This is a genomic window from Marinobacter sp. MA (genome assembly GCF_048298425.1).
Taxonomy (GTDB): domain Bacteria; phylum Pseudomonadota; class Gammaproteobacteria; order Pseudomonadales; family Oleiphilaceae; genus Marinobacter; species Marinobacter salsuginis.
Genome location: NZ_CP103058.1, coordinates 2,366,901 through 2,392,109 on the forward strand (window position 1 = coordinate 2,366,901; position 25,209 = coordinate 2,392,109).

Below are 25,209 nucleotides of genomic sequence, written 5' to 3' on the forward strand. Positions count from 1 at the left end.
AAACGTGCCTGGTAGGATTATTTGTTCTGATTCAATCGGAGAGCGGCTTGCGGCCACGGAATGCGTGCGTCAGGGTAAAACCGTCAACATAGCCCAGCTCGCCACCCACCGGAATGCCATGGGCCAGCCGGGTAATCAGGATCCCCTGGCCATCAAGACGATCCGCTATGTAGTGGGCGGTAGCCTCGCCTTCCACGGTCGGGTTGGTCGCCAGGATCAGTTCCGTAACACCTTCATAGCGGATCCTTTTCAGCAGGCGTTCGATGCCGATTTCTTCAGGCCCCACGCCATCGATGGGCGACAGGTGTCCCATCAGGACAAAATAACCACCCCGGTAATCACCCGCCTGCTCGATGGCCAGCAAATCCGAGGGACTTTCCACCACACACAGCGTCCCGGTGCGGCGCTGAGGATTTTCACAGATGCCGCAAACTTCGGTGTCCGCAAAGTTCTGACAGCTTTCGCAGCGACGTACACCGGTCATGGCCTGGCTCAATGCCTCGGAAAGCCGGGTACCGCCCGAGCGGCCACGCTCGAGCAAATGGAAAGCCATGCGCTGGGCAGTTTTCTGACCAACACCGGGCAGGCAACGAAGGGATTCTACAAGCTCATCAACCAGCGGGCTGAACGCCATGAAAGGTCCTCAAACGACGGCAGGGTAAAATTCAGAACGGCATTTTGAAGCCGGGTGGCAGGCCCATGCCCGACATCATACCGGACATCTTCTCCTTCTGGTTTTCCTCAACGCGGCGAACGGCATCGTTCACTGCAGCGGCGAGAAGGTCTTCCAGGATGTCTTTTTCCTCTGACATCAGCGATGAGTCGATGTCCACTTTACGAACGTCGTGGCGGCCGTTCATGGTAACCTTGACCAGACCGGCACCGGCTTCGCCAGTCACCTCTGCCTTGGCAATTTCCTCCTGGGCCTTCTGCATCTCTTCCTGCATTTTCTGGGCTTTCTTCATCATATCGCCCATATTGTTCATCATAACTTATCTCCTGCTTGTCTCGGCCGGTCGGATACTCTCTTCGACTACCCGCGCCTCGAATCGTTCAACAATAGACTTTACGACCGGATCCTGGCGAATGGACGCCTCCGCCGCTTCCTGGCGGGCCTTCCGCTGGCGTTCCTCATAAGCCGCAGGCGTATGTGGGCCGGGATTACCGTGCTCGGTACGTAACTGAATGGAGTCGCCAAAGCGGTTTCTCAAGGCAGCGAGAATCTTTTCCTCGTGCCGGCTGTTCAGCAGCCGGGCGTGGCCCTCGTCGATTGTCAGGGTAATTACATCCCCATCCCGCGACATGGCGCCGTGACTGGCGAGATTACCGGGCATACCAACAATGCCCAGACTCCGGAAATCCCGGTGCCAGACAAATGCGCCCTCCGGCACAGGCTCTTGCTCAACTGCTGATTCTATCGCTGGTTCGGGCGCTGGCTCCGGCTCCACAAACGCGGGCTCCGGAGCCGGCGCAGGCTGATCAACCGGCTCGTCGGCGACGTCAGGTGGCGGCTCTTCCGTCACCGGCGCGTCATCGCTTAGAGGGTAGTTTTCTTCATATTCTCCAGCTGCCTCGGCCTGGGCATCAAGACTGGCCAGCCAGGATGCATCCTCCTCCGCAACAGGCGGGGCGGCCGGCATTTCGGGCTCGGGCTCATGTGTGGGTTCTGGTTCCGGCTCTGGCTGTGCGGGAGCTTGGCTGGCCTCTCGAACCGGCTCCTCAGCTACTTCCGGCTCCGGCTCAGACTGTGGCTGCTGCGTTTCAGGCTGTTCTGATTCTGCTTCTGGTCTCGGCGCCGGGTCGGGCTCATCCCGTGGCTCGGAGGCAACAGACTGACCACCAGAACTTATAGCGGGCGGCTCTCGCCGATCAGCACCAGGCCTGAAGGCAAGCATGCGGAGCAGGGTCATTTCGAAACCCATACGTGCATCCGGCGTAACGGTCAGGTCTTTCCGGCCGATCAGTGCAGACTGGTAGAAAAGCTGGGCGTCCTCGGCACTGAGCTTGCGAGCCAGGGCCTGGACTTGCTCGGCATCACCCAGCGCGTTATCGGCACTGCCCGGAACCACCTGCTCCATGGTGACCCGGTGGAAGAGCGACAGCAGATCGGCAAGAATCACACTGTAATCCGGCGCAAAATCGGAAATCCGGCTGATTTCCGACAGCAATGCCGGGCCGTCGCCCTCAACGAGTGCGTCGACGATGCGTTCGATATCCCTCTGATCAATGGTGCCCAGCATGTTACTGACATCACTGGCCGACAACTTCTGATTACCGAAAGCGATGGCCTGGTCGGTCAGGCTCAGGGCATCCCGCATACTGCCATCGGCAGCCCGGGCCAGCAGCCACAGGGCCGGCTCCTCAAATGGAATATCCTCGGCACCCAGTACATGGCGGAGGTGGCCAGCGATATGCTCCGGCGTCATTCGCTTGAGATTGAATTGCAGGCAACGGGACAACACCGTAACCGGCAGCTTCTGGGGATCCGTCGTCGCCAGCAGGAACTTGACGTGTTCCGGTGGCTCTTCAAGCGTCTTCAGGAAGGCGTTGAATGATTGATTCGTCAGCATGTGCACCTCGTCAATGAGGTACACCTTGTAGCGACCGCGAGTGGGTGCGTACTGGACGTTATCAGTCAGTTCCCGCATATCATCCACGCCGGTGCGAGACGCCGCGTCAATCTCGATCAGATCCACAAACCGGCCTTCCTGGATTTCCTGGCAACTGGAGCATTCACCGCAGGGATTGGGCGTGACGCCGGTTTCGCAGTTCAGGCAGCGGGCGAGCAGCCGACCAATGGTGGTCTTGCCTACCCCACGGGTACCCGTGAACAGATAGGCGTGATGAAGACGCTGGCTTTCCAGGGCGTGGATCAACGCCTGGAGCACGTGTTCCTGGCCCACCATATCCTCGAAGGTGCGTGGGCGCCATTTACGGGCAAGTACCTGGTAGCTCATGTTCCGCCAACTGCAGTGAAAAACGGGTTTAACCTTAGCACGGACGAGGTTTCAGAAGAAGCAAACTCGGTCTCGGAAACGGGCACGCCAGGTCCGGACATAAGTTCATGGCAATCAAGGATAATCAGAAAGATAAAAACGAGAGGGGGAGAGAAAACTGGGGGTGACTCCACCAGCGACACCCCGGCACACAATTCCACCGCTGCGGCTGCTCCCTTCCGGGCCTGACCGGGTTCACGGTTTCATGTTGCGGGGGCACCAATGGAGCCACCATAACGGCGTTTCAGAACAATTCCCTGAAAGCGGCGCGCATATTAGCAAAAGGGTTTGCACACTACAATGACAAATCGGCGCGCCCTCCCGTATCGGCATTAGAGGGGCAAGGGCACCTCGTCCTGACGGAACCAGCAAGCCAGACTGTAACGAGTGCGGTTTGCAGGTAACACCTCGTGCGGCATTTCCTCGCTCATGAACAAAACCATGCGCCCGGCCTCGGGCAATAGGGTTCCGCAAACTTCCTGATCGTTGTCGCGATTGAAAACCTGGAGAGCTCCGCCATCGGCTGCTTGCCAATCTTCGTTGAGATACAACACCAGACTGACAACGCGAGACGCCCTGCCCCGGAAGCTGTCCAGGTGCCGCTTATAGAAATCACCAGGGTGATAGGTCGCGTAATGGGTTTCAAATCGCTTCAACCCGAGAAACAGCCTCTGGTTCAACCCCTGGCGAATCGTCTCGAAAAATTCAAACAACGCAGCCTGGGGTGCTGTGACACCTTGCAACCATGCAATCTTGTCGCGTCGAACCGAGCGGTCACGCACCAGATCATTGCCACGGCCAATGCCGGCTTTTTTCATGGCATCAGTACGATCAAGAATCTGCACTTCCTGCTTCAGCGCCGCCAACAGGTTTTCTCCCAGCCGTGAGCGGACATCGAGCGACATCCAACCATGCTCACTCAGTCCCGAAGCCAGGTCGTCCAGCCACTCCTCGGACAACAGCTCACGTTGATCCGGCGCAAGGTCGGTTGACTGAACATCACTGCCTGCCACCGCATCGTAGGCGCTACTCAAGGGGGTGTTCACGGGATCGTTGATTGGGACTATTACCGGCGTTTCCATCGTCGGGCCTCGTGCTTAATTTGAGCGTATTTTAGGCGCAATTCTCGCCGGAGCGGCAGTTTTAATTTACTCTCTGTGTAGGCAAATACACTTAACCGGTTTCACTCAGCAGATTCCCATTAGCAGATAATCATGTCAGAAAGCAGTAACAGGCCACCGCTCTCACTATCGCCGGGCCAGTGGTCCTTCACGCGCTGGAAAACGATCGGGCAACTGGAAGCCCTCGAGGTACATCACCCTCTGTTTCAGGCAACCCTGTTTCTCCAGGGAGCCCACCTGGCAAGCTTCAAGCCACAGGATGAGTCCGATTGGCTGTGGATGAGCCCATCCGCACGCTACGAACCTGGTCGCGCCATCCGGGGCGGCATTCCGGTCTGCTGGCCCTGGTTCGGGGATCCTGCCCGCAATGCGCCTGAAGTCCGAAAGCGGATCCATACCGACAAAGCCCACGGCTTTGCCAGAACCGCACTCTGGAAACTGGAGGATGTCCGGGAGAACGCGCACGAAGTGGAAATCAGTCTGTCTCTGGATGCCAACGAGGACTTCAGTGATGTCTGGATTGGCCACGCACTTGCGCTGTTTACGTTCAGCTTTTCTATTCGGGGTTGCCAGCTGGCTCTAACCACGACGAATCTGGGGAAAGACCCCCTCGCGTTTACCCAGGCACTCCATACTTATCTGCCAACGAGTGACATAAGCCGCACACGAGTACTGGGCCTCGGAAACAGCCAGTACATCGACACCCTGGATAACTGGGAATACCGTAATCAGGAAGGCCCAGTGTATTTTGACGGCGAGACGGACCGGATCTATGAGAGCGGCGAGCCCCTGACCATCGTCACACCCCGAACCGGCCGCAAACTGACCTCGGTGGGTAGCGATTCGACCGTCGTATGGAACCCGGGGCCGGCGAAAGCGGCAACACTGTCGGACTTTCCGGATACGGCCTGGCAGTCCATGCTGTGCGTCGAAACCGCCAATGCCGCCAGCGACTATCGGGTGCTAAATGAAGGACAAAGCCACACATTAGGCGTATTCATCGGAAGGAAATCATGAGCCTGGCATCATTTCTGAAAACCCGACTGGTTCCCGCGGAGCTGGACGAACATATCAACCGCATCCGCAAACCCATCGGCAGCCTGGGCTACGATCCCTGGGGCTATAACAACGAAGCCATCAAATACGGGCTTTCGATTACCAAACAGATCTACGAAAAATACTTTCGGGTGCAGGCGCACGGCGTCGAGAACATTCCCGCCGAGGGCCCGGTGCTGATTATTGCCAATCACAGCGGGCAATTACCCATTGATGGCTTGCTGATCGGTTACGCTCTCGCCTCCCGGGAAAAAGATGCCCGCATTCCAAGAGCAATGATTGAGCGCTTCTTCCCGACTGTGCCCTGGCTGGGAAACCTGCTGAATGAAGTAGGCGCAGTTCTTGGAGACCCGGTCAACTGCGCCAAGATGCTCGCCAACGATGAAGCGGTCATCGTGTTCCCGGAGGGCGTGCGCGGCTCCGGAAAACTTTACCAGGACCGCTACCAGCTCAAGCGTTTCGGCAACGGCTTCATGCACCTCGCCATGAAATACAAAGCCCCAATCGTGCCCGTGGGTGTGGTTGGTTGTGAGGAAACCATCCCGGCCATCGCCAACATCAAGCCCCTGGCAAAGGCTCTGGGCATCCCTTACGCCCCGGTCGCCATGCCCGTGGTGCTACCGGCAAAGGTACACCTGAATTTCGGGGCCCCGATGTACTTTGACGATCTGGAAATCCCTGAAGAACAGGTCACCGAGCGCGTGGAGAAGGTGAAAGCGGAAATCAGCCGGCTGATCGACAAGGGACTGAGCGAAAGGAAAAGGCTTTTCTGATGACCGAACAACGCAGACCGCACATTCTGATTACCGGTGCCGCCGGCGCCCTTGCCCAACAGGTTATTGAGCAACTCCGCGACACCTGCGACCTGGTCGCCGTGGATTTTCGGGAACAGGTCTACCTGGGCGACGACATTCCCAGTTACTGTATCGATTTCAACAAAAGGGTTTTCGAGGATCTGTTCCGGCGCTACCAGTTTGATGGCGTGATCCACATGGGCCGGATCATGTCCAGCCAGCTCACCCGTATGCGCCGCTACAACGCCAACGTGCTGGGCACCCAGAAACTCCTGGACCTGAGCCACAAGTACGGCATCAAACGGGTGGTGGTGCTCTCAACCTTCCACGTATACGGCGCCGTGGCCTACAACCCGGCACTCATTGATGAATCTGCCCCGTTGAAAAGTGCGGGGCTCAGTGCCGATCTGATCGACTCGGTTGAGCTGGAAAACCTCGCCAACATCTACCTGTGGCGCTACCCGGAACTGAACATCACCATCCTGCGGCCCTGCAACATCGTGGGCCCCGGCGTGCGTAATACCATTAGCACGCTGCTGGCCAGTGAACGGGCACCGGTGTTGGCGGGCTTTTCCCCCATGATGCAATTCATCCATATTGATGACATGGCCGATGCGATTGTACTGGCGTATAAAAAACCGACACGTGGCGTGTACAACGTTGCACCGCAGGACTGGGTAGCGTACCAGCACGCGTTGAAGCTCTGCGGCTGCAAACGGATTCCTGTACCCTCAATTCCGCCGATGGTGCCGAAGATGATCCTCGGCACGCTTAAGCTCAAGAGTTTTCCGTCCTACCTGATGGCATTCTTCAAGTATCCGGTGGTAATAGACGGGCGGGCGTTTGTGAAGGAGTTCGGCTTTGAGCCCAAGCGGCCGCTGAAGGAGATTTTCCGGTTTTATCGGGAGAATAAGAGGCCGGTTTAGGTAAACGCTGGCTACATAAGTTACGCTCATTGCTAAACAGAGCTATTCTTGGAAAAGGACTTCTCAACGGGGCACTCTGGCATGTTCAGCAACATGGACGTACTCAGCTATTCCCTGGCGTCGATTACGTTCGGGCTTCTGACGATATTGGTTGCGGCACGGTACCTCCGGCGTGGCGTGGACCGCGCCCTTGCGCTGGCTTCAACCATTTCAGCCATTTGGGCCCTTTCCCTTGTGAGCCAGAGTCTTTGGGGCTACCCGGGCTTTAATCTTCGATACCTTATTGAACTCCTCCGGGATGCCGCCTGGATCTATCTGCTATTTGCCCTGTTAAAAGATGGTTTCAAGGAAAACAGGTTTACGGGCAAGGTAAAACAGATTCTGGGCGCCAGCGCTGGCGTTCTTCTTTTCGTTCTGCTTGGAATCGGACTTGTAGAAAACTTCACTGACCTGGATTTAGCCGGCGGGAAGATTAAACTCCTGGGCCAAATCGGCCTTTCTCTGCTTGGTTTGTCTCTGATCGAACAAATTTGGCGCAATTCGCCCAGCTTTGGCCGATCAAGCATCAAGTATATGTGTATTGGCGTAGGTACCGTTTTCGCGTTCGACTTCTTCATGTATGCCGATGCACTTCTTTTTGGCCATGTAGCGGACTCCTTCTGGAACGCCCGAGGCTTTGTAAATGCACTCCTGACGCCATTGTTTGCAGTCAATGTCATCAACACACGCAGGCAGCCTGTTGATTTCCAGTTATCCCGTTCGGCGGTTTTTCATGGCGGAACCCTGATATTCGCCGGCGGCTACCTTCTGTTCCTCGCCCTCGGTGGATACTACGTCCGAACACTAGGCGGCGAATGGGGCGACGCCCTACAAGTACTGTTCTTCACCATTTCTCTCGTGTTCCTGACAACGCTCCTTCTCTCAAGGCGCATCCGATCCAAACTGATGGTGCTCATCAGTCAAAACTTCTTTGACTACAAATATGACTACCGCGACGAATGGTTGAAGATGACGAGGGAACTGGCCGACCTGAGCAATGACCCTCCTCTGCCCCAGCGGGTTATTCGGATACTTGCGGGACTTGTTGAAAGTAATGCAGGCGCGATTTGGCTGATAGGCGAGCAGGACGCCTACATACTGAAAGCTTCGGTCAACCTCTCAACACCCAAATACACCATGATTGAGGGCGACTCCGAACTGGTTCGCTTTTTTCGGGATCGAGAATGGATTGTTGACCTCCATGAATACAAGGCTGATCCAGTCAGCTACAACCTCCTGGAGATTCCTGACGCAATAGCAAAAACGCCTGATTGCTGGCTGATCATCCCGCTTTATCTAGGTAATGATCTTTATGGCATGGCGCTCGTCGGCAACCCATACGCCAAAGTAGAACTCAATTGGGAAAATTTTGACCTGATAAAAGTGGTGGCTCGGCAAACCTGCAACCTGCTCGCCCAGGCAGATGCCCAGTACAGGCTATCCCGCGCAATGCAGTTTGAAGCCGTAAGTAAGGCTTCCTCTTTCATGGTTCATGACCTCAAGACCGTTATCGCCCAATTGTCACTGCTAGTGAAGAATGCGCCAAAGCACCGCAATAACCCTGCTTTCATCGACGACATGATTAATACGACTGAACACGCTGTGAGAAAAATGTCGAACCTGGTGGACCACATTCGCAAACCTCACACGGAAGAACGGGTCAATCTTGAACCAATCAACCTGACACACCTCGTGCAGCAGTTGGTGACACATTACCAACACCGTGCGCCAGCGCCGCATGTCGATGACGCTCCACCAGAAGTGATCGTTAAGGCTGATCTTGAACAACTTCGCAGCGTCTTGGGCCATCTGATTCAGAACGCGCAGGATGCGACGCCCCCCTCCGGCGAAATCACACTGACAATCAAGACCTCCAAAGGCTCCGTTGTTCTGTTCATTCAGGACACGGGCTCAGGAATGACCGAGGAATTCATCAGCGACCAATTGTTCAAACCCTTTGAAAGTACCAAAGGGTTAACGGGCATGGGTATTGGGGCCTATCAGGCAAGGGAATATATCCGGAAAATTGGGGGCAGTATTGATGTTACAAGCGAACCCGGGATTGGCTCATGTTTTTCTGTGCGGATTCCACTCGCATCCGACAGGTCGGTGTCGATGACCGAACAAACGTATCGACCAATTCATGACGCTGAGCAGCCGAAAGAGAGCGCCAATTAACCGGCGGTTTTTCCGATTGTTTCCTTCGAGCATTGCAAAGTGCCAACGTTCAGTTAAGAATCTCGGTAAGGGAAACGCTTGAAAAGGATTTAATTCTGTTGTGACTAGACGACTCTTGATCGTAGAAGACGATCCCGGACTCCAAAGCCAGATGCGCTGGTGCTTCAGCGACGACCTCGAGGTAAGCGTCGCATCGGACCGAGAATCGGCTCTGGCAGTGCTGAGGCGTGAAGAGCCCAACGTGGTTACCCTGGATCTTGGCCTGCCACCCGACCCGGGAGGGGCCTCTGAAGGCTTCGGCCTGCTGGAAGAGATTCTTCGGCTTGCGCCACTGACCAAGGTCATTGTGGTCACGGGTCGCGAAGATAAGGAAAATGCTGTCAAGGCCATTGGAATGGGCGCCTCTGACTTTTACCAGAAGCCTCTTGATGCGGACATCCTCACGTTTGTTGTTGACCGTGCCTTCCGTCTGTACGAATTGGAGCGTGAGAACCGTGAACTCGTGAGCCAGCAAAGTGCCGCCAATATAAAAGGCATTGTTGCCGCCAGCCCGCAGATGCTCCAGGTTTGCCGAACGCTGGAGAAAATCGCGCCGACAGATGTAACGACACTTATAAACGGAGAAACCGGAACTGGCAAAGAGCTGCTTGCCCGGGCATTGCATGATCTCAGCCCTCGTGCCTCAAAGCCCTTCGCGGCAATTAACTGCGCAGCGATTCCAGAGACCCTGCTGGAAAGCGAGCTATTCGGCTACGAGAAAGGCGCGTTCACGGGCGCAACACAGAACAAGAAAGGTAAGATCGAATCTGCCAACGGAGGGACTCTCTTCCTGGACGAGATTGGTGATATGCCCTTCGCGCTGCAGGCGAAACTGCTGAGATTTCTCCAGGAACGGATGATTGATCGCGTTGGCGCAATCGAACCGATTTCAGTCGATGTACGCGTTATCTGCGCGACCCACCGGAATCTGAACCATCTCATTGAAAGCGGCGAGTTCCGCGAGGATCTGTATTATCGCATCAGCGAAATCACGCTTGACGTTCCTGCTTTGAGAGATCGCGATGGTGATGCCCTCGTTCTCGCCGTGTCCCTCTTGAAAAGTATCGGAAAGGAGCTCGACCGCCCCCACCTGTCATTTGCCGAAGACGCCATAAACGCTGTTAATAACTATCCCTGGCCAGGGAATGTGCGAGAGATGATAAACAAGGTTAAGCGGGCGATCATAATGGCAGAAGGCAAAAGAGTGACTGCCGAAGACCTGTCACTGCAACCAAGCTCAACGCAAGATGAGAAATGCCTGAATCTTCGCCAGATTCGTGAAACCGCAGAGCGGCGCGCCCTTAACCAGGCACTCCAGGTAAGCGGATTCAATATGGCGAAGGCGGCCCGATTACTTGGCATAACACGCCCCACCATTTATAGCCTTACCGATAAATACAACATCGAAACCTCTGAAGCTTCACCAGAGAGCTAGAGAGCAAGGTAGGAATATTTATGAACCATGCACCAAAATCCGCCCAAATCCAGCGGCGCCAACCGAAGGCGCGCCTGATTACTTTATTCAGAGGGCGGTGTATCGGCATCGGACTAGCAGCCGCTCTCGTGCTGCCGGGGTGCGGCGGGGGCTCTACAGAGCCGGAAGGTCTTTCTCACATTAACCGCAGTGAAACCTACGCAGAGCAAGGACAGTACAGGTCCGCCATGCTGGAAATAAGGAATGCCATCCAGCAGGAGCCTGATAATCTGGACTACATTCTTCGCCTTTCCGATCTCTATCTTCGTGTGGGCGCCTATCCAGAAGTCGAGACACTCCTGGCTCCAAGACTGGATCAACAGCCTGGCGAGATCGCCCTCCCCTTGGCGGAATCCTACATTGGGCAGGGCAAGCATTTATCCGCGCGCGAAACATTGGCACAGGCCGACCTTGAAACCCCAGAAGAAAAAGGGCGTGGCGCCGTTGTGCAGGGCGAAGCGCTGAGACTCGCTGGCAGCTATCAGGCAGCCATTGAGCAATTCGAAAAAGCAGTGACCGAGGGATGGCAACTGGAAAAGGCCACCGCAGGAATTGTCAAAACATACTTACACTTGAACAATCCTCAGAAAGCGGTGTCTGAGGCTGATGCCTATCTCGCGGAACATCCGGCCAGCTCTGAAGTCTTGATGCTGAAGGGGCGCGCCCTTTACACCCTGAATCGCCTGGAACCAGCCGTAGAGACGCTAACGGCGGCTGTGAACGCCCTTCCCACCTCTGATTTTTTTCTACCGGTGCGAAGACAGACTCTGACCCTGCTCTCCCGCGTCCTTACAGAACAAGGCCGCATTACCGAAGCACAGGTATACAATCGGGTTCTTGCTGAGAACACCGATACCGATCTTGAGAATCAGGCAAAGTCAGCGATTTCTGCGATTAAGGAGGGTCGCTTCGACGAGGCCTCTGAGACCCTCCAGGATCTGCTCCAGTTAAATCCCGATAACGAAAGAATCGCTCTTACCCTTGGCGCGCTTAACCTGCAACAAGGAAGGCTTCAAGAGGGCCTGGACCTACTTTCCCAGAATATTGATCCGGAAACGTCCCCCACACGCTTCATTCGACTCACAACAATGGCTCGGATCGACAAGGGAGAGCGTCGGGAAGCCTATGCAACGTTAGCTCGAGCAATCGAGGCCCGCCCCGATGACACGGAACTGCTGGCCATGCACGGCATGGTGGCGCTGAGTCTCGAAGACACTCAATCCGAGGGTGTCGCAAGCCTGAGCCGGGCCCTGAGCCTCAATCCCGAGAACGTTCGTCTTCGACTGGCCCTGGCCAATTATTACGAACGTCAGGCGATGCCCGAGCAAGCGCTCGGACAACTCCGGATTGCCTTTGCAAACAAACCGGACGACTGGCCCACCACAGCGGCCTATGTGCGGTTACTTATCCGCGAGGGCCAAACCGGAGAACTTAGAGAGCTAAAACAATCCCTTGAGAACGGATATCCCCAGAACCGCTCTGCGCAGCTTCTTGCAGCGATCTCATTAGCAGGCGCTGGCAATACCGAAGACGCAATCAATAAGTTGGAAGGCCTTCGTGACAGCAACCCTGAAAGCATTGAGGTACACGTTACGCTTGCCCAGCTATACCAAGAGACGGGTCAACCAGATAAAGCCGTCAACAGCTTTGTCGCCGCTGCCAAACAAACCGAACCAAAACTACCGCTGCTGTTCAGGGCAGCACGGCTCCATGCCGCCAATAGTCAAAGCGATTCAGCCGTGTCGGAATGGACCAGATCGGTCAGTCAGGCTGACCCGGAACTGGCCAATGCCCTCGCCGCAACAGAGATCCTTTGGCTAGTATCGGAAGAGAACCTGGAAACAGCCCGTTCCCGTCTCGAAAAAGCCGGAAAGGGAATGGAATCAACGCCACTCAAGACCGCTGAAGCCAGCCTGCTTGCTGCAGAAGCACAACAACTCGCACTCTCAGAACAATGGGATTCAGCGGTCAACAAGGCTCAACAGGCTTTTGCATTGAACCCCGAAAATCAGGCTTTTGCTCTGCTACCGGCACGAATTCTCACCCAGCAGGGTAATATCGACGCAGCTCAGACTGCGGTACTGGATGTCGAACAGGTTTTCGGAACAACGGCCGCGGTGACCGTTGCACGTGCCGCCATCCTGCAGGCTGAAAATCGCGCCGAAGAAGCATTTCAGTCCCTCTATAAATTTTGGAGTGACAACGGAGACCCTGCAGTGCTTCCTGCGCTCGTTCAGCTGTCCAATCAGGTTGCCAATGAGAAGACCAACGAACTCACGGCAGAATGGGTTAATCTCGCCCCTGATAGCGTTCCTGCCAACCTTTCCCGCGGAAATCAATTGATGACCGAAGGGAACATCATGGCTGCCGCAAATCACTATCAAAAGGTTTTACAGCAGGATCCACTCCATACAACGGCTTTGAACAATCTGGCCTGGGCATTAAGGGATACAGATACCGCCCGTGCCCTTGAATTCGCAGCTCGTGCTGCCGAGATCGAGCCGGAGAACCCCGCGATTCTCGATACCTATGGCTGGATTCTTCACCTTGATGGCCAACACCGTGCAGCAATGGATCAACTTCAACGGGCGCTCGCCATGGCACCAGATAACGAGGAATTCAAAAAGCACCTAGACGAGGTTCGCAGGGCACTCTAACCATAGCCGTCTCGCCTTATCGATAAAAAACCAGACTCGAAAGCGTGTCTGGTTTTTTTACATCTCATGCATAGCCGCTTTACACAACCAACCTAATGGCTTCTCCACCCAACTGTTTCATATATATTTTCCCGTTCTGGCACAGATGTTGATATCTACAAAGGTGGGGACACGTCCCCGCCGCCAAACCTCTCGCGAGAGGGGGACGGAAAGCCACGGATCTCTCTGAGATAGCCGGGTTGCACGGAACGCACTACACCTTGACGGAGTATCAGTACAATGAAATTGGCCAGAACGACTTTAGCTGTAGCGTGTCTGAGCGCCATGTCTGCTCAAGCAGCATTCATTAACGACGGTTCTGAGGCGAACCTCAGTGAGATTATCAACGACAATCTCATTGTCTCTGGACCCAGCGTTAATGTGCTCGGCGATACGAAAAACAACGATGTAAGCACTGAACCTTTTTTCACATCATCCCCGGACGGAAGCAACAGCACAGCAACTTTTCTGATTGAAATCACGTCCATGCTGTCCAAACAGTCTTTCGGCATCTACAACGGCGACGATTATGTCGAGTTGTTTAACGGTGCGGACGAAGGCAGCTTCACCACAAGTGGCGGCTACAATGGACCCGTAACTGACAACGCCAACCGCGCCCAAGTCAGTTTCGACATCTCTGGTGGTAGCTACAGCGTTTACGTCAACAACCAGAAAAAGGGAACCTTCGCCAGCGAGGAGTTCGGATTTTACCTGGGCTACGGTGGCGCCCCGGTAATCTACTCGGATGCCGAGCGTAATGGCGGCGTTGAGCGCTTTGTTGCGATTCAGGGCAAGGGGCAACGGATCAATCTCGGCAGCGAAATAACTTACGGCTGCTCTGAGCAGACTCCTGAAAAATGCGTACTTTGGGAAAACGATGACTACATCCTCGGTTTCGAGGACGGATCAGACATGGATTACAACGACATGCTGGTCTACGTTGAAGACATCGTACCGGTTCCTGAACCCGGAACGCTTGCCCTTCTCGGTATTGGTTTGTTCGGCCTCGGTGTTGTTCGACGCCGGAAAGCCTAAGGCCCGATACAACCACCTAGAAACCCTGCCGTCCATGCGGCGGGGTTTTTGACGGTAAGACCTGATGACGAACGATGAATAAGGCGATACCCTTTGCAGTAAATCAATAACAGGATTCTCAGGTTACGGATGACTTTGGCTCCCCGGCTCTCTCATGCTTGGCCCTTCCTCTTGGCCACCCTCGCATCCGTTGTACTTTTCTATCCCTCATGGGCCAGGCTCGTTGAAATCTGGCTGAAGTGGGAGCAGACCATGTCACACGGCCTCCCCACAGCTATTGCTTATCTCGCTCTTCTTGTTATTCACCCACCTCTGGGTAGCAGCTCCGGCTGGTCTGATAGGGGGCTGTGGAGTCGGCCTGTTGGAGGCATACTGCTCATTCTTGTCACATTCGCGTGGGCGGCACTTGAACTGGTTCGAATAGATACGCTCGCCTATCTCAGCTTGCCAGTCAGCCTCTTTGCAATCACGTGGACTTTGCTCGGGCTGGGGGGTGCGCTGAAGCTCGTTCCGTACCTTCTCCTGCTCAGTCTATCGCTGCCTATATGGGCTGACCTCATTCCGATACTGGTGGATATGGCCACCATCGTCGTCGGGAGCGCAGTCAGCGCCTTGGGGATAACTGCATTGATTGAAGGCAGCAATATCACCCTCGCCTACGGCAGACTCGTAATTGCAGACGGTTGTTCCGGCATCGGCTTCCTTGCAATCGCAATGCTGCTTGGAGCGTTCACGGCAATCCTGAACGACTATCGGTGGCGAGGCTGGGCAATGATAATGTCCTGTTCCATCGTCCTGGCTCTGGTTATTAATTGGGTCCGCATCATTGCATTGGTGCTGATAGCTGACTGGACGAATATGGAAAGCTCCCTGGTTCGTGAACACGAGTTGTTTGGATGGATCGTGTTTGCCGCCTTTATTCTACCGGCGCTTGTTCTGGCTCCGGTCAGGCGCCGAAAAACTTTACAGACTGGTAATGATCACGTGATCAGCCACTCCGGTTTTGGTTTTATTCTTACAGCGCTGGTGGCCGGAACTGGGGTGGTTTTCTTGGTTCAGGCGAGGGAGATAGAGGAGTCTCCACTCTCGATCACAAGCTCTGACTTCAGCGAAATAAGTGCTCAGGCTCTTCCATTACCGCTCCAGGTGCCTGATCAGCTGGAACAAAAATTCTATGTGGAGGAAGACACGGGAGTTTACGTATCTCTGGCACAGATCCAACGTCACTCTCCGGAACAAAAGATCGTCCCCTACTTACCGCCACTCGTGGATCGCGACATGTGGTTCAGGGAGGCTACACCAGCCCCAGGCAAGGAAATATGGAGGCGCATCAACACAACCCAAAGGGTTGTTGTCTCGCATATTTACGCCATTGGCGGGTATCGCACAGACTCCTACGTCAAAGCCAAGCTATTGCAGCTACCAGCAATTTACAGCGGAAGAACGCGGTTCGCACTGATTTCACTGCAAACGCTGTGCGAAACCTCGACCTGTGATGAGGGCTTGGACCGACTTGCAGCCTTTGAGGCAGCGACCGATATCTGAAGCCAGTTCTGGCCTGTCGACCCGTTTTACACCTCAACGATTACCTTTGCCCTACGAAACGCCTTACTTATTGTTTTACCGAACTTTACGCATGTTGGCCCCACCATTGCTTTGAGAATTACTGCAACACGACATTAAACACAGGAAGGTGATGCTATGTATAAGGCAATTGGAGGGGTGGTAGCCGGTACGCTTTTGGCTGTATCCGGCGCAAATGCAGGTATGATTACGGACACCGTTAATCAGAATCAATATGTTGGTTGGTGGGGTAGCCACTCATACACGCACAACATAAACGACGACGGTTTCGCCCTAGGCAGTGCTGTGAGCGGTACTCTTGAGATTGGTATTTCGGATGACGGAGGGTTTCTTGACTTAGGGGAAACCATTCTGTTTGTCATCGAAGCCTTCGATTTTGACACCGGTGGTATTCAGTTCGGTACAGCCAATTTCGGCAATAATCTCGAAGCGCAGGCGCTTGGCGCGCTGAATGCTGATGGCTACCTGGACGTTACCGTGACATCGCTTTATGGTGACTTTTACGTTGGTCGTTCAGTGCTGACGGTCATTACCGAAGCGGTTCCCGAGCCAGGCACACTCGCCCTGTTGGGTCTTGGTCTCGCCGGCCTGGGCGCTGCCCGCCGCCGTAAAGCCTGACTACTCCTGGTTCTCAGGCAGAAAAAAGCCAGCTTGCGCTGGCTTTTTTTGTGCCTATAGTAAACGCCAAACCCTCTACCAGATTGAATAACCTCTATGTCCGCCAGCCTGAAAGTTATCAAGAGTGCTGCGTTGTTACTGGGTATGCAGGTCGTTCAGCGCGGACTGGGCATCATCAGCACCCTGATTCTCGCTCGCCTCCTAACGCCTGATGATTTCGGGATTATTGCGTTAATAACCATCGTCCTACAGTTTTTTGAGCTGCTGGCGGAGATCGGAAACCAACAGTACATTGTCCAGAAAGAAACACTCGACGACAGCGATCTTAATACTGCCTGGACAATGGACATTCTGATCAAGTCTTTGGTCGCGCTCGCCGTTATTTGCTCAGCACCGCTCTTATCCGCGTTTTTCGAAACACCGGAATTGGCCTTTGCTCTGGTCATAGCCACCCTTGCCCTTCCCCTCCGAGCGCTTCGTACCCCGGGAATGATGCAAGCCGTCAGAGAGATAAATTACCGCCCTCTGTTTCGACTTACCCTCTGGCAAAAGGGACTATCCTTTGTTGCCGTAATCACCATCGCCTGGATCGACCAGAGTTACTGGGCAATCGTTCTGGGAAGCCTGCTCTCCGCAGCCGTGTTTGCCATCGGTTCTTACCGGGTTCATCCATACCGGCCCAAATGGAGCCTTGAGAAAGCGCGGGAACAATGGAATTTTTCACAGTGGCTTTTGCTGCGGGGCATTGTCGGGTTTACGCGTTCGCAAATCGACAACCTGATTGTTTCAAAGCACTTCAGCACCTCTGCGCTCGGAGGATACAACCTGGTCCGTGAAATCAGCTTGTTACCAGCCTTGTCTGCAATCATTCCAATGAGCGAGCCTCTTCTGGCGTCGATTGCCCGGGTAAAAGACGATCCTGGCTCACTGGCCTACCGGGTCAGATTCAGCCTGGCTATCATGGTGACCGTTCTCACGCCTCTCACAACCTTCCTGATGCTGTACCCCGACCTAATTGTGGTAACGCTTCTTGGCGAACAATGGCAGGCATACAGCCACCTGTTGCAACCATTCGGGCTCTTTTTCCTCACCTTCTGCCTTTTCGCGCTGATCAGCGATGCCATTATTGCGCTTGGGCGAGTGCGAGCGCTGTTTACCTTCGATCTGATTTCGACTGTCATCATTATCACTGTCTTGCTTGTCTTTGCGACAGACTCTTTGACAAACATGGCGTGGTTCCGCGGAGGGCTGGCTATCGCAACCACGATCGCATTACTGATACTTCTGAACCACTGGACGGGGTTCAGCCAAACGAAATTGCTATTTCTTATAGTACCCGGTGTAGCGGGAACGGCCGCAGGTACGGGGCTGATGATGGTTATCCATTTCGGAGAGATTCAAGGACTCTGGGAATTGGCTGTTCGTGGGCTTTTATTCGTGATCACTTCTGCACTGACCACAATTTGCGCAGCCATACTACTCCTGAAGAGAACCGAAGAGTGGCATCAGGTTCGATACATACTGAAAGAGTTCAAACGCTAGTCAGAAGTAGCTCCCAAAGCATTGACACTTTCATAAACAATCACTTTGTGATGGCCCCAACCAATCGAAACAACATCCTGATCGCCATCCTCATCCAAATCTACGACCAGTGCGCCATCGTGGTGTTCGTCACCCTGATGTATCAACCGCGGCAACCATGATTCTCCGTTGTTCCGATTCTCATACCATAGGAGCCTCGCCCGCTCTGGATTCCGGAGGTCATGCTCACCCACAATCACATCCGGATCGCCATCGTCATCCATATCCGCCACGCCAAGACTCATTGGCCCTGTTAATCGTGCTATCAAGTGCTTTTCCCAGTCGCCCTTCTGAGTCAGCTGCTGGTACCAGACCAAATCACCTGTCTCACTTACAGCTTCAAACCCCACGACAATGTCCGGGAGGCCGTCACTGTTCAAATCCGCAACCACATGACGGTCTGGCTTTAGACCCTCGTCGTCTATCCAGACGGTTTCCCAGTCACCGCCCTCTCTTCCAAACAATATGACTGTCCCGAGAATGACGTCCGGGTTTAAGTCGGCGTCCAAATCTGCGACGGTAAGGGCCTCATCCAATGACAGGGAATTGAACTCACTCCACGCCCATTCCTGATGTCTAGCTTCTTTCGGAACAGTGATCGATTGGATGCCCTCTCCTGCAGCATGCCAGGACAAGAGCACACGTTCTTCCCCGTCGCCCACAGCAGGTAGTACTGCGGCACCCTGCAGGAGGTCTCCGCTTGCCCTCTGAATGTTCTCAAGAATTTCGAACTCACCAGTGCCAAGATTCCTGGCCCAGACAAGTCGCTCTCCGTGATTACCTTCTTTGTCCCTGGAACCAGCAACCCAGTTCGTCAGCTTTTCCCAGAAGGGTGTCTGATAACCATAGGCACGCCACCCTGTGGCAAGAACATCAGGTCTGCCATCTCGATCAAAATCATGAATCAAGGCAGCGTCAGTCGCACCAACCCCTAACTCTGAGCGCTGCCACTGGTCACCCAACGCACCCGGGTTTCGATACCAGAACCCACCGCTCACCAGATCTTTCTTACCATCCCCATCAAGATCCTCGGCAAAAACGGCAGTAGCCTGCCCTGGTCTCTCGCCATCAATAACATGCCGCACCCAACCCTGGCGGGAATCTAGTTGATTCCGCCAAATCCAGACCGGGTAATCACCCTGGAAATTCTTGATCTGCCAGTTCGTCCCGATCAGATCAATATCGAAATCATTGTCAATATCCACAGCTCTGAGACTATGCCCACCCCCAAGGGACAGCGTCTGTCGTACCCAACCGTTCGGTTCGTTCAGGTAAACAGAAACCGGATTTTCACCCTCGCCCTGGTTCATTTCGGCAGTGAGTACATCCATATCGCCGTCAAGATCCACGTCCCTCGCTGCTACAAAGTGATGAACGGTTTCAACGTCTTCGACAATCACGTGCTTCAACCAGTATTGGTCAGTTTCCCCACCTGGATTCTCCAGCCAGGCGATCTCGTAGAAAGCGCCAGCCGGTTCGGATGGGGAAAGCAAAATATCCGGCCAACCGTCACCATTGAAGTCTCCGGTATCGATGTAGACATCATGCCAGTGCCAGCCTCCTTTGCCGGCACCGGTGTACTGCATTTTTGCCCACGAATTACCGGATTCACCCGGATTTTGGAGCCACACATCACTTGCTACGATGTCGTTGAATCCGTCCTTGTCCAGATCTGCCAGAGTAAGTCCCTCTCCGTGCGGAACAGACAGATCTTCATAACGCCATTGATCACCGGATTCCTGCGTGAAGATCCTTATGAAATTTCCGTTCTTGTAGCCAAATAGAGACTGATTGCGAACGATTACTTCGTTCGCACCATCACGGTCCAGGTCGGTCACTTCAACATCGTGATATTTCCCCTCACCAATCAGATGGCTACCCCAGTCACCGTTCTTCAACCATACGATGCCACTGTCGGAAACAAGGACAATATCGTTGGCACCGTCACCATCAATGTCAGAAACTTCAAGATCTGTCCTGATCGCCAACGATTCGGTAATTGTGTGGCGCTTCCACGTCGGGTTTTCATACCAGACCAGTTCGCCCAAACGATTTGAAGAATCGGTTATGCCGAGTTTGCGCCCGACCCTCTCAAAAAAAGTGAGATGCCTTGGCCTATGCCCTCCGATAACGATGTCCAAAAGGCCATCGCCATCAATATCGCCGATCGTTTTGCCCCAGGGAGCATTTGGACCACGCGGGTCGATGGTTTCGCGTTCGAAAAACGAATTCTCGGGCCCTGAATCTGTTGGATGGGATGAGTCGCACCCGGTTAATGCGACGAAAACTGCCAGTGTAAGAATGCGTAAAGGCTGCATAATCCGTTGTCCGAGAAACATCCGTGTGGAGGCAGGAAGCGTAGCCTCGCAGAGCCGGAAAACTTCGGGGTGCTCGCTACACTTCGTTACAATAATGTACTAATATTAACATTAAGTTGAAGTCATTGGTTCGGCGAGGGATAGCACCATGAATCAGCAGTACGACGAAACCAGTCCGGTGGCTATCGGCCTGCCTGTCTATAATGGCGAACGATATCTGGAAGACACCCTTCGTTCCGTACTGAACCAGACTTTCAACAACTTTGACCTCTTCATCGCCGACAACGCCTCCACAGACCGTACCGAAGAAATCTGCCGAGATTACGCCGGGCGAGATTCGCGAATTCAATATATTCGTAATCCTATTAATCTGGGTGCATCGAAAAACTATACAGTCTGTTTTGAACCGGCCCGGTCCCGATATTTTCGGTGGCAGAACGCCGATGATCCCATTGAACCATCCTTGATTGAGAAATGCTTTGAAGTCTTGGAAGCGGATCATGATGTGGTTCTCGCCTACGGCAAAACCCATATAATCGATGAATACGGCGGTTTTTTAGAAGCTTACGACGACAAGATGAACCTCACTTCGGATTCCGCCTCCCAGCGGTTTAAGGATTGCCTTCAGAACCTGGGGCTGCAAAACGTAATTTACGGGCTTATGCGGCGAGATGTCCTGGCACGCACTGCTCTGCTGGGCAACTACGTAGCTGCAGATATCAATCTGGTTGTCGAGCTGTCTCTCTATGGGAAATTCAGTGAAGTGCCTGTTCACCTTTTCAATCGCCGCATGCATCCGCAGGCCAGTAGTTGGAAACGTGATGATAGCGAGCGCCAGAAGAATTTCTGGGACCCCGCAAAGCGAAAGCTGGTTATGCAGACCTGGCGAAGCATTAAGGAGTACTACAAAGCCGTCTGGAGAGCGCCTATTTCGCTTGAGGACAAACGGGTGCTGTCTATGTTTCTTCTCAAACGGGCCTATTGGTTCAAGGATCCGATGAAGAATGAACTTATGGATGTCATCAAATACGGGCTCATCAAACGCCCCTGAATCAGCAAGGAGAGATTATGAAGGTATTAGTTACAGGCCACAGAGGTTTTATCGGCACGGTTATGGTGCCGATGCTGCTTGAGGAAGGATTCGATGTCACCGGCCTGGATACCGATCTCTATCGCTACTGCACGTATGGCGACGAGCCCATGGACGTGCCCTCCATCTACAAAGATGTACGCGACGTTACAGCCAAAGACCTTGAGGGCTTTGACGCTATTGTCCACCTGGCAGCTCTTTCAAACGATCCTCTCGGAAATATCAATCCCGATCTGACGTATGACATCAACTACCACGCTTCTGTAAGAATCGCAGAGCTGGCGCGTTCTGTTGGTGTGCAACGTTTCCTGTTCGCGTCCTCATGCAGCATGTACGGAAAAGCGGGACAAGACGTTCTTGATGAAACTGCCCAGTTCAACCCGGTTACTCCCTACGCCAAGTCCAAGGTGCTGGTAGAAGAAGACGTTTCCAAGTTGGCCAGTGAGAGTTTCAGCCCGGTGTTTCTTCGCAATGCAACCGCCTACGGGGTTTCGCCGCGGATCCGGTTCGACCTTGTCATCAACAACCTCGTTGCCTGGGCCCACACCACCGGCAAGATTCTCCTGAAGAGCGATGGCACACCCTGGCGCCCTCTCGTTCATATTGAAGACATCACCCAGGCGGTAATCTGTGCCCTAAAAGCCGAACGCGATGTGATACATAACCTCGCAGTAAACGTCGGCAGTAACGAAGAAAATTACCAGATGCGGGATCTGGCGCAGTTCGTTAAGGAAACCGTACCGAACTGCGAGGTCGAATACGCAGAAGATGCCGGTCCGGACCCACGCTCCTACCGCGTCAATTTTGACAAGATTCATCGGGTGTTTCCGGAATTCAAAACCAGGTGGACGGCGCGCAAGGGTGTAGAGCAGTGTTATGAATCCTATCTTCGGTTCGGACTCAGTAAAGACGACTACGAGGGCATTCGTTACAAACGTATTGCTCACATCATGAATTTGATTGAGGAAGGCAAACTCGATCGCAACCTGGTCTGGCAGATCTAGGGGCCGAACAGATGATCTTTACTGAAACGCAAATTCCGGGCTCCTACCTGATAGACGTCAAGCGCATTGGCGATGATAGAGGTTTCTTCGGCCGTCTGTGGTGCGAGCGAGAAATGGAAGAGATGGGCCTCGTATCCTCAATTAAGCAATCCAACATCGGTGTAAGCCCTCTGAAAGGCACTCTTAGAGGGCTTCATTACCAAACAGCCCCACATCAGGAAGTGAAAATTATTCGCTGTCCGCGAGGCGCCATTTACGATGTCATTGTAGATCTGCGCCCTGATTCACCTACTTTCAAAAAATGGTTTGCAGTAGAACTGACAGCGGAAAACAGCCGGATGCTCTACGTCCCCGAAGGCTGCGCTACGGGTTATCAGACGTTGGTAGACGACACCGAGATCTATTACCACACTAGTGAGTTTTACCATCCGGAATCCGCAACGGGCGTTCGCCACGATGACCCAGCCTTTGGCATTGAGTGGCCGCTACCCATCGCAGCTATCTCGGATAATGACAAGAACTGGAAAAATTTCTGACAATAAATAGAAAGACAGGGAAGCAAAATGATCATAGTCGACACAGAGATTGCAAAGCGGGTACAGGAAGACCGCCCGATCAGACTGGCCATGGTCGGCGCGGGTTACAGCGCGAAGCATATCGCCGCACAAATCGAAAGTTCATTCCCGGCGATTCAGTTGGCGGTAATTGTCAACCGAACCCGCGAGAACGCCGAGGCGGTTTTTCGCAATGCGGGCGTCGAAAACACTCAGTTTGTTTCTACAAGCGCCGAACTGGAACAAGCAATTGAGTCCCGCACTCCCTGTATTGCGGACGACGCCAGAGTTGCGTTTGACGCCGCTACCATCGACGCTGTTCTGGAGACGACTGGCGAAGTGGAATATGGCGCCTGGGTCGCCCTGGAATCCATCAAGGCCGGCAAGCACACCTTTGTACTGAACTGCGAAATGGACGCAACCGTTGGTCCTCTGATGAAGCACTATGCCAAACAGAATGGCGTAGTCTATTCAAACTCAGACGGCGACGAACCCGGTGTAGCGTCCAACCTGGCCCGCCACGTTCGCACCATGGGGCTGGAGGTTGTGGGCGCAGGCAATCTCAAAGGCTTCTACGATGTTCACAGAACGCCTGAAACCCAAAAAGCCTTTGCGGAGGCCAACAACCAGAAACCGCACATGATGACCTCTTTCGTGGACGGCACCAAACTATCCATGGAGCTTACGGTTACTGCGAACGCACTTGGTTTTGGTGTGGGTAAGCGTGGCATGTACGGGCCCGCATGTGACGATGTACGAACCTGCCTTAGCCATTTCCCCGAGGATGCCTTCTCGCCCGGCAAAGGTATCGTAGACTTCCTTCTCGGCGCCTCGCCCTACACCGGCGCATTTATTGTCGGTTACACCGACAACCCGATGAAGCAGGAATACCTTAAGTATCTGAAGATGGGCGATGGCCCTTTCTACGTGTTCTATACCCCCTTCCATCTCCCCCAGCTGGAAATACCCATCACGGTTTGTCGTGGCGTTCTTTGTAATGATGCTGCCGTTACTCCCCTTGGCAAGCCCTATTGCGAAGCTGTCGCAATCGCTAAAAAAGACCTCAATGAAGGCGACATTCTTGATGGCATAGGAGGCTTCACCAACTACGCCCTGATCGACAACTTTGAAACCAGCCTGCGGGACAATCTGTTACCAATGGGCGTTGCCCAGAACTGCAAAGTAAAGCGCCACGTGCCCATGGACCAGGCACTTACCTACGATGATGTTGAGTTGCCCGGCGGACGCCTGATTGACCAACTCAGAGAAGAAATGATTGCTACACTTTGCTCATAGCGGCAGTTGAAGGGAGTCAGAGTTATGAAGGTTGTACTCTTTTGTGGCGGACTTGGAATGCGCCTGCGTGAATTCTCAGAAAATATTCCCAAGCCGATGGTTCCCATTGGCCACAGGCCGATTGTCTGGAACCTGATGAAGTTCTACTCCCATTACGGACACAAGGATTTCATTATCTGCCTTGGACACAACGCGCACGTAATCAAACAGTATTTTCTGAAATATGACGAGTGCCTTACCAACGATTTCGTGCTTGAGGGTGGCAAACCCCATCTGACCAAAACCGACATCCACGACTGGAAAATCACGTTTGCCGATACCGGGCTCAAATCGAACATCGGAATGCGCCTGAAAGCGGTTGAGAAGTATCTTGATGATCTAGGGCCTGACGACATGTTCATGGCCAACTATGCGGATGGCCTGTCGGATGTTCCACTCGATGAAATGCTCGAGTTCTTCATGAAAAGCGGAAAAACAGCCTGCTTTCTTTGCGTACAGCCACAACAGTCATTTCATTACGTGCGGCTTAACGACGACGGCACCGTGCACAGCATCCAGGACACGACCAATACCGGACTGACGGTGAACGGCGGCTTTTTCATTTTCAAGAAACGCATCTATGAGTACATACAGGATGGAGAAGAGCTTGTTCACGAGCCGTTTGAGCGACTGATTGCAGAGAATGAGCTGGTGGCTTACCGGTACGATGGTTTCTGGAAATGCATGGACACATTCAAGGACAAGCAGGCCTTTGACGAGCTTAATGCAAGTGGGGAATGTCCCTGGCAGGTTTGGCGGGAGAAGGTATAA

19 protein-coding genes, 1 other RNA gene, 1 pseudogene and 1 riboswitch are annotated in these 25,209 nt (G+C 53.7%); of the genes and pseudogenes, 15 read left to right on the forward strand and 6 right to left on the reverse strand.

The features are described 5' to 3' along the window. Positions 1-31 precede the first annotated feature (31 nt). The 5 genes from recR to NUW46_RS11050 all read right to left on the reverse strand — a co-directional run bounded on the left by recR (position 32) and on the right by NUW46_RS11050 (position 4,078). Complete coding sequence (gene recR, locus NUW46_RS11030; RefSeq protein ID WP_222464601.1) at positions 32-634, reverse strand: recombination mediator RecR; 603 nt, start codon at positions 632-634, stop codon at positions 32-34. 31 nt (positions 635-665) lie between these two features. Beyond that, complete coding sequence (locus tag NUW46_RS11035) at positions 666-989, reverse strand: YbaB/EbfC family nucleoid-associated protein (protein ID WP_053115401.1); 324 nt, start codon at positions 987-989, stop codon at positions 666-668. A 3-nt stretch (positions 990-992) separates the two neighbouring features. After that, on the reverse strand, positions 993-2,957 hold the full coding sequence (gene dnaX, locus NUW46_RS11040) for a DNA polymerase III subunit gamma/tau (protein ID WP_418140099.1): 1,965 nt from the start codon (positions 2,955-2,957) through the stop codon (positions 993-995). A 167-nt stretch (positions 2,958-3,124) separates the two neighbouring features. Further along, positions 3,125-3,221, reverse strand: an RNA gene (gene ffs, locus NUW46_RS11045) — signal recognition particle sRNA small type. Positions 3,222-3,328: 107 nt separating this feature from the next. Continuing rightward, complete coding sequence (locus NUW46_RS11050) at positions 3,329-4,078, reverse strand: 2OG-Fe(II) oxygenase (RefSeq protein WP_418140100.1); 750 nt, start codon at positions 4,076-4,078, stop codon at positions 3,329-3,331. Between the two features lie 132 nt (positions 4,079-4,210). On the opposite strand from NUW46_RS11050, the gene NUW46_RS11055 reads away from it, so the two are divergent. The 10 genes and pseudogenes from NUW46_RS11055 (at position 4,211) to NUW46_RS11100 (ending at position 18,098) form a co-directional block, all read left to right on the forward strand. Beyond that, positions 4,211-5,134, forward strand: coding sequence for a D-hexose-6-phosphate mutarotase (locus tag NUW46_RS11055; protein WP_418140101.1), 924 nt, complete (start codon positions 4,211-4,213; stop codon positions 5,132-5,134). Continuing rightward, positions 5,131-5,946 (forward strand): lysophospholipid acyltransferase family protein, encoded by an 816-nt coding sequence (locus tag NUW46_RS11060; RefSeq protein WP_209397149.1) that lies wholly within the window; start codon positions 5,131-5,133, stop codon positions 5,944-5,946. The genes NUW46_RS11055 and NUW46_RS11060 overlap by 4 nt, the downstream gene beginning before the upstream one ends. Further along, positions 5,946-6,893 (forward strand): SDR family oxidoreductase, encoded by a 948-nt coding sequence (locus NUW46_RS11065; protein WP_069183489.1) that lies wholly within the window; start codon positions 5,946-5,948, stop codon positions 6,891-6,893. The genes NUW46_RS11060 and NUW46_RS11065 overlap by 1 nt, the downstream gene beginning before the upstream one ends. Before the next feature lie 81 nt (positions 6,894-6,974). Continuing rightward, on the forward strand, positions 6,975-9,110 hold the full coding sequence (gene prsK / locus NUW46_RS11070; RefSeq protein ID WP_418140102.1) for an XrtA/PEP-CTERM system histidine kinase PrsK: 2,136 nt from the start codon (positions 6,975-6,977) through the stop codon (positions 9,108-9,110). 151 nt (positions 9,111-9,261) lie between these two features. After that, on the forward strand, positions 9,262-10,584 hold the full coding sequence (gene prsR / locus NUW46_RS11075; RefSeq protein WP_418142026.1) for a PEP-CTERM-box response regulator transcription factor: 1,323 nt from the start codon (positions 9,262-9,264) through the stop codon (positions 10,582-10,584). Positions 10,585-10,604: 20 nt separating this feature from the next. Further along, positions 10,605-13,280, forward strand: coding sequence for a tetratricopeptide repeat protein (locus NUW46_RS11080; protein WP_418140103.1), 2,676 nt, complete (start codon positions 10,605-10,607; stop codon positions 13,278-13,280). A 172-nt stretch (positions 13,281-13,452) separates the two neighbouring features. Beyond that, positions 13,453-13,527: riboswitch (cyclic di-GMP riboswitch) on the forward strand. Positions 13,528-13,559: 32 nt separating this feature from the next. Further along, positions 13,560-14,354, forward strand: a complete 795-nt coding sequence (locus NUW46_RS11085; protein WP_227514495.1) for a PEP-CTERM sorting domain-containing protein — start codon at positions 13,560-13,562, stop codon at positions 14,352-14,354. A 129-nt stretch (positions 14,355-14,483) separates the two neighbouring features. Next, a complete protein-coding gene (locus NUW46_RS11090; protein ID WP_418140104.1) occupies positions 14,484-15,899 on the forward strand; it encodes an exosortase/archaeosortase family protein in 1,416 nt (471 codons plus the stop codon). Between the two features lie 576 nt (positions 15,900-16,475). Then, positions 16,476-16,556, forward strand: a pseudogene (locus tag NUW46_RS11095) (PEP-CTERM sorting domain-containing protein); the annotation flags it as partial. Positions 16,557-16,652: 96 nt separating this feature from the next. Further along, positions 16,653-18,098: a lipopolysaccharide biosynthesis protein gene (locus NUW46_RS11100; protein WP_418140105.1), complete on the forward strand. Its 1,446-nt coding sequence runs from the start codon at positions 16,653-16,655 to the stop codon at positions 18,096-18,098. On the opposite strand, the gene NUW46_RS11105 is transcribed toward NUW46_RS11100, so the two are convergent. Further along, a complete protein-coding gene (locus NUW46_RS11105; RefSeq protein WP_418140106.1) occupies positions 18,095-20,455 on the reverse strand; it encodes an FG-GAP repeat domain-containing protein in 2,361 nt (786 codons plus the stop codon). The two genes, NUW46_RS11100 and NUW46_RS11105, sit on opposite strands and share 4 nt — an antisense overlap. Positions 20,456-20,603: 148 nt before the next feature. On the opposite strand from NUW46_RS11105, the gene NUW46_RS11110 reads away from it, so the two are divergent. Genes NUW46_RS11110 through NUW46_RS11130 form a run of 5 tightly spaced genes read left to right on the forward strand, consistent with a single transcriptional unit; the run spans position 20,604 to position 25,209 of the window. Continuing rightward, on the forward strand, positions 20,604-21,506 hold the full coding sequence (locus NUW46_RS11110) for a glycosyltransferase family 2 protein (protein WP_305966971.1): 903 nt from the start codon (positions 20,604-20,606) through the stop codon (positions 21,504-21,506). Positions 21,507-21,523: 17 nt separating this feature from the next. Beyond that, positions 21,524-22,549: an NAD-dependent epimerase/dehydratase family protein gene (locus tag NUW46_RS11115; protein WP_069183480.1), complete on the forward strand. Its 1,026-nt coding sequence runs from the start codon at positions 21,524-21,526 to the stop codon at positions 22,547-22,549. An 11-nt stretch (positions 22,550-22,560) separates the two neighbouring features. Further along, positions 22,561-23,085, forward strand: coding sequence for a dTDP-4-dehydrorhamnose 3,5-epimerase (rfbC, locus tag NUW46_RS11120; protein WP_418140107.1), 525 nt, complete (start codon positions 22,561-22,563; stop codon positions 23,083-23,085). 27 nt (positions 23,086-23,112) lie between these two features. Continuing rightward, on the forward strand, positions 23,113-24,399 hold the full coding sequence (locus NUW46_RS11125) for an NAD(P)H-dependent oxidoreductase (RefSeq protein WP_418140108.1): 1,287 nt from the start codon (positions 23,113-23,115) through the stop codon (positions 24,397-24,399). 24 nt (positions 24,400-24,423) lie between these two features. Continuing rightward, complete coding sequence (locus NUW46_RS11130) at positions 24,424-25,209, forward strand: sugar phosphate nucleotidyltransferase (RefSeq protein WP_418140109.1); 786 nt, start codon at positions 24,424-24,426, stop codon at positions 25,207-25,209.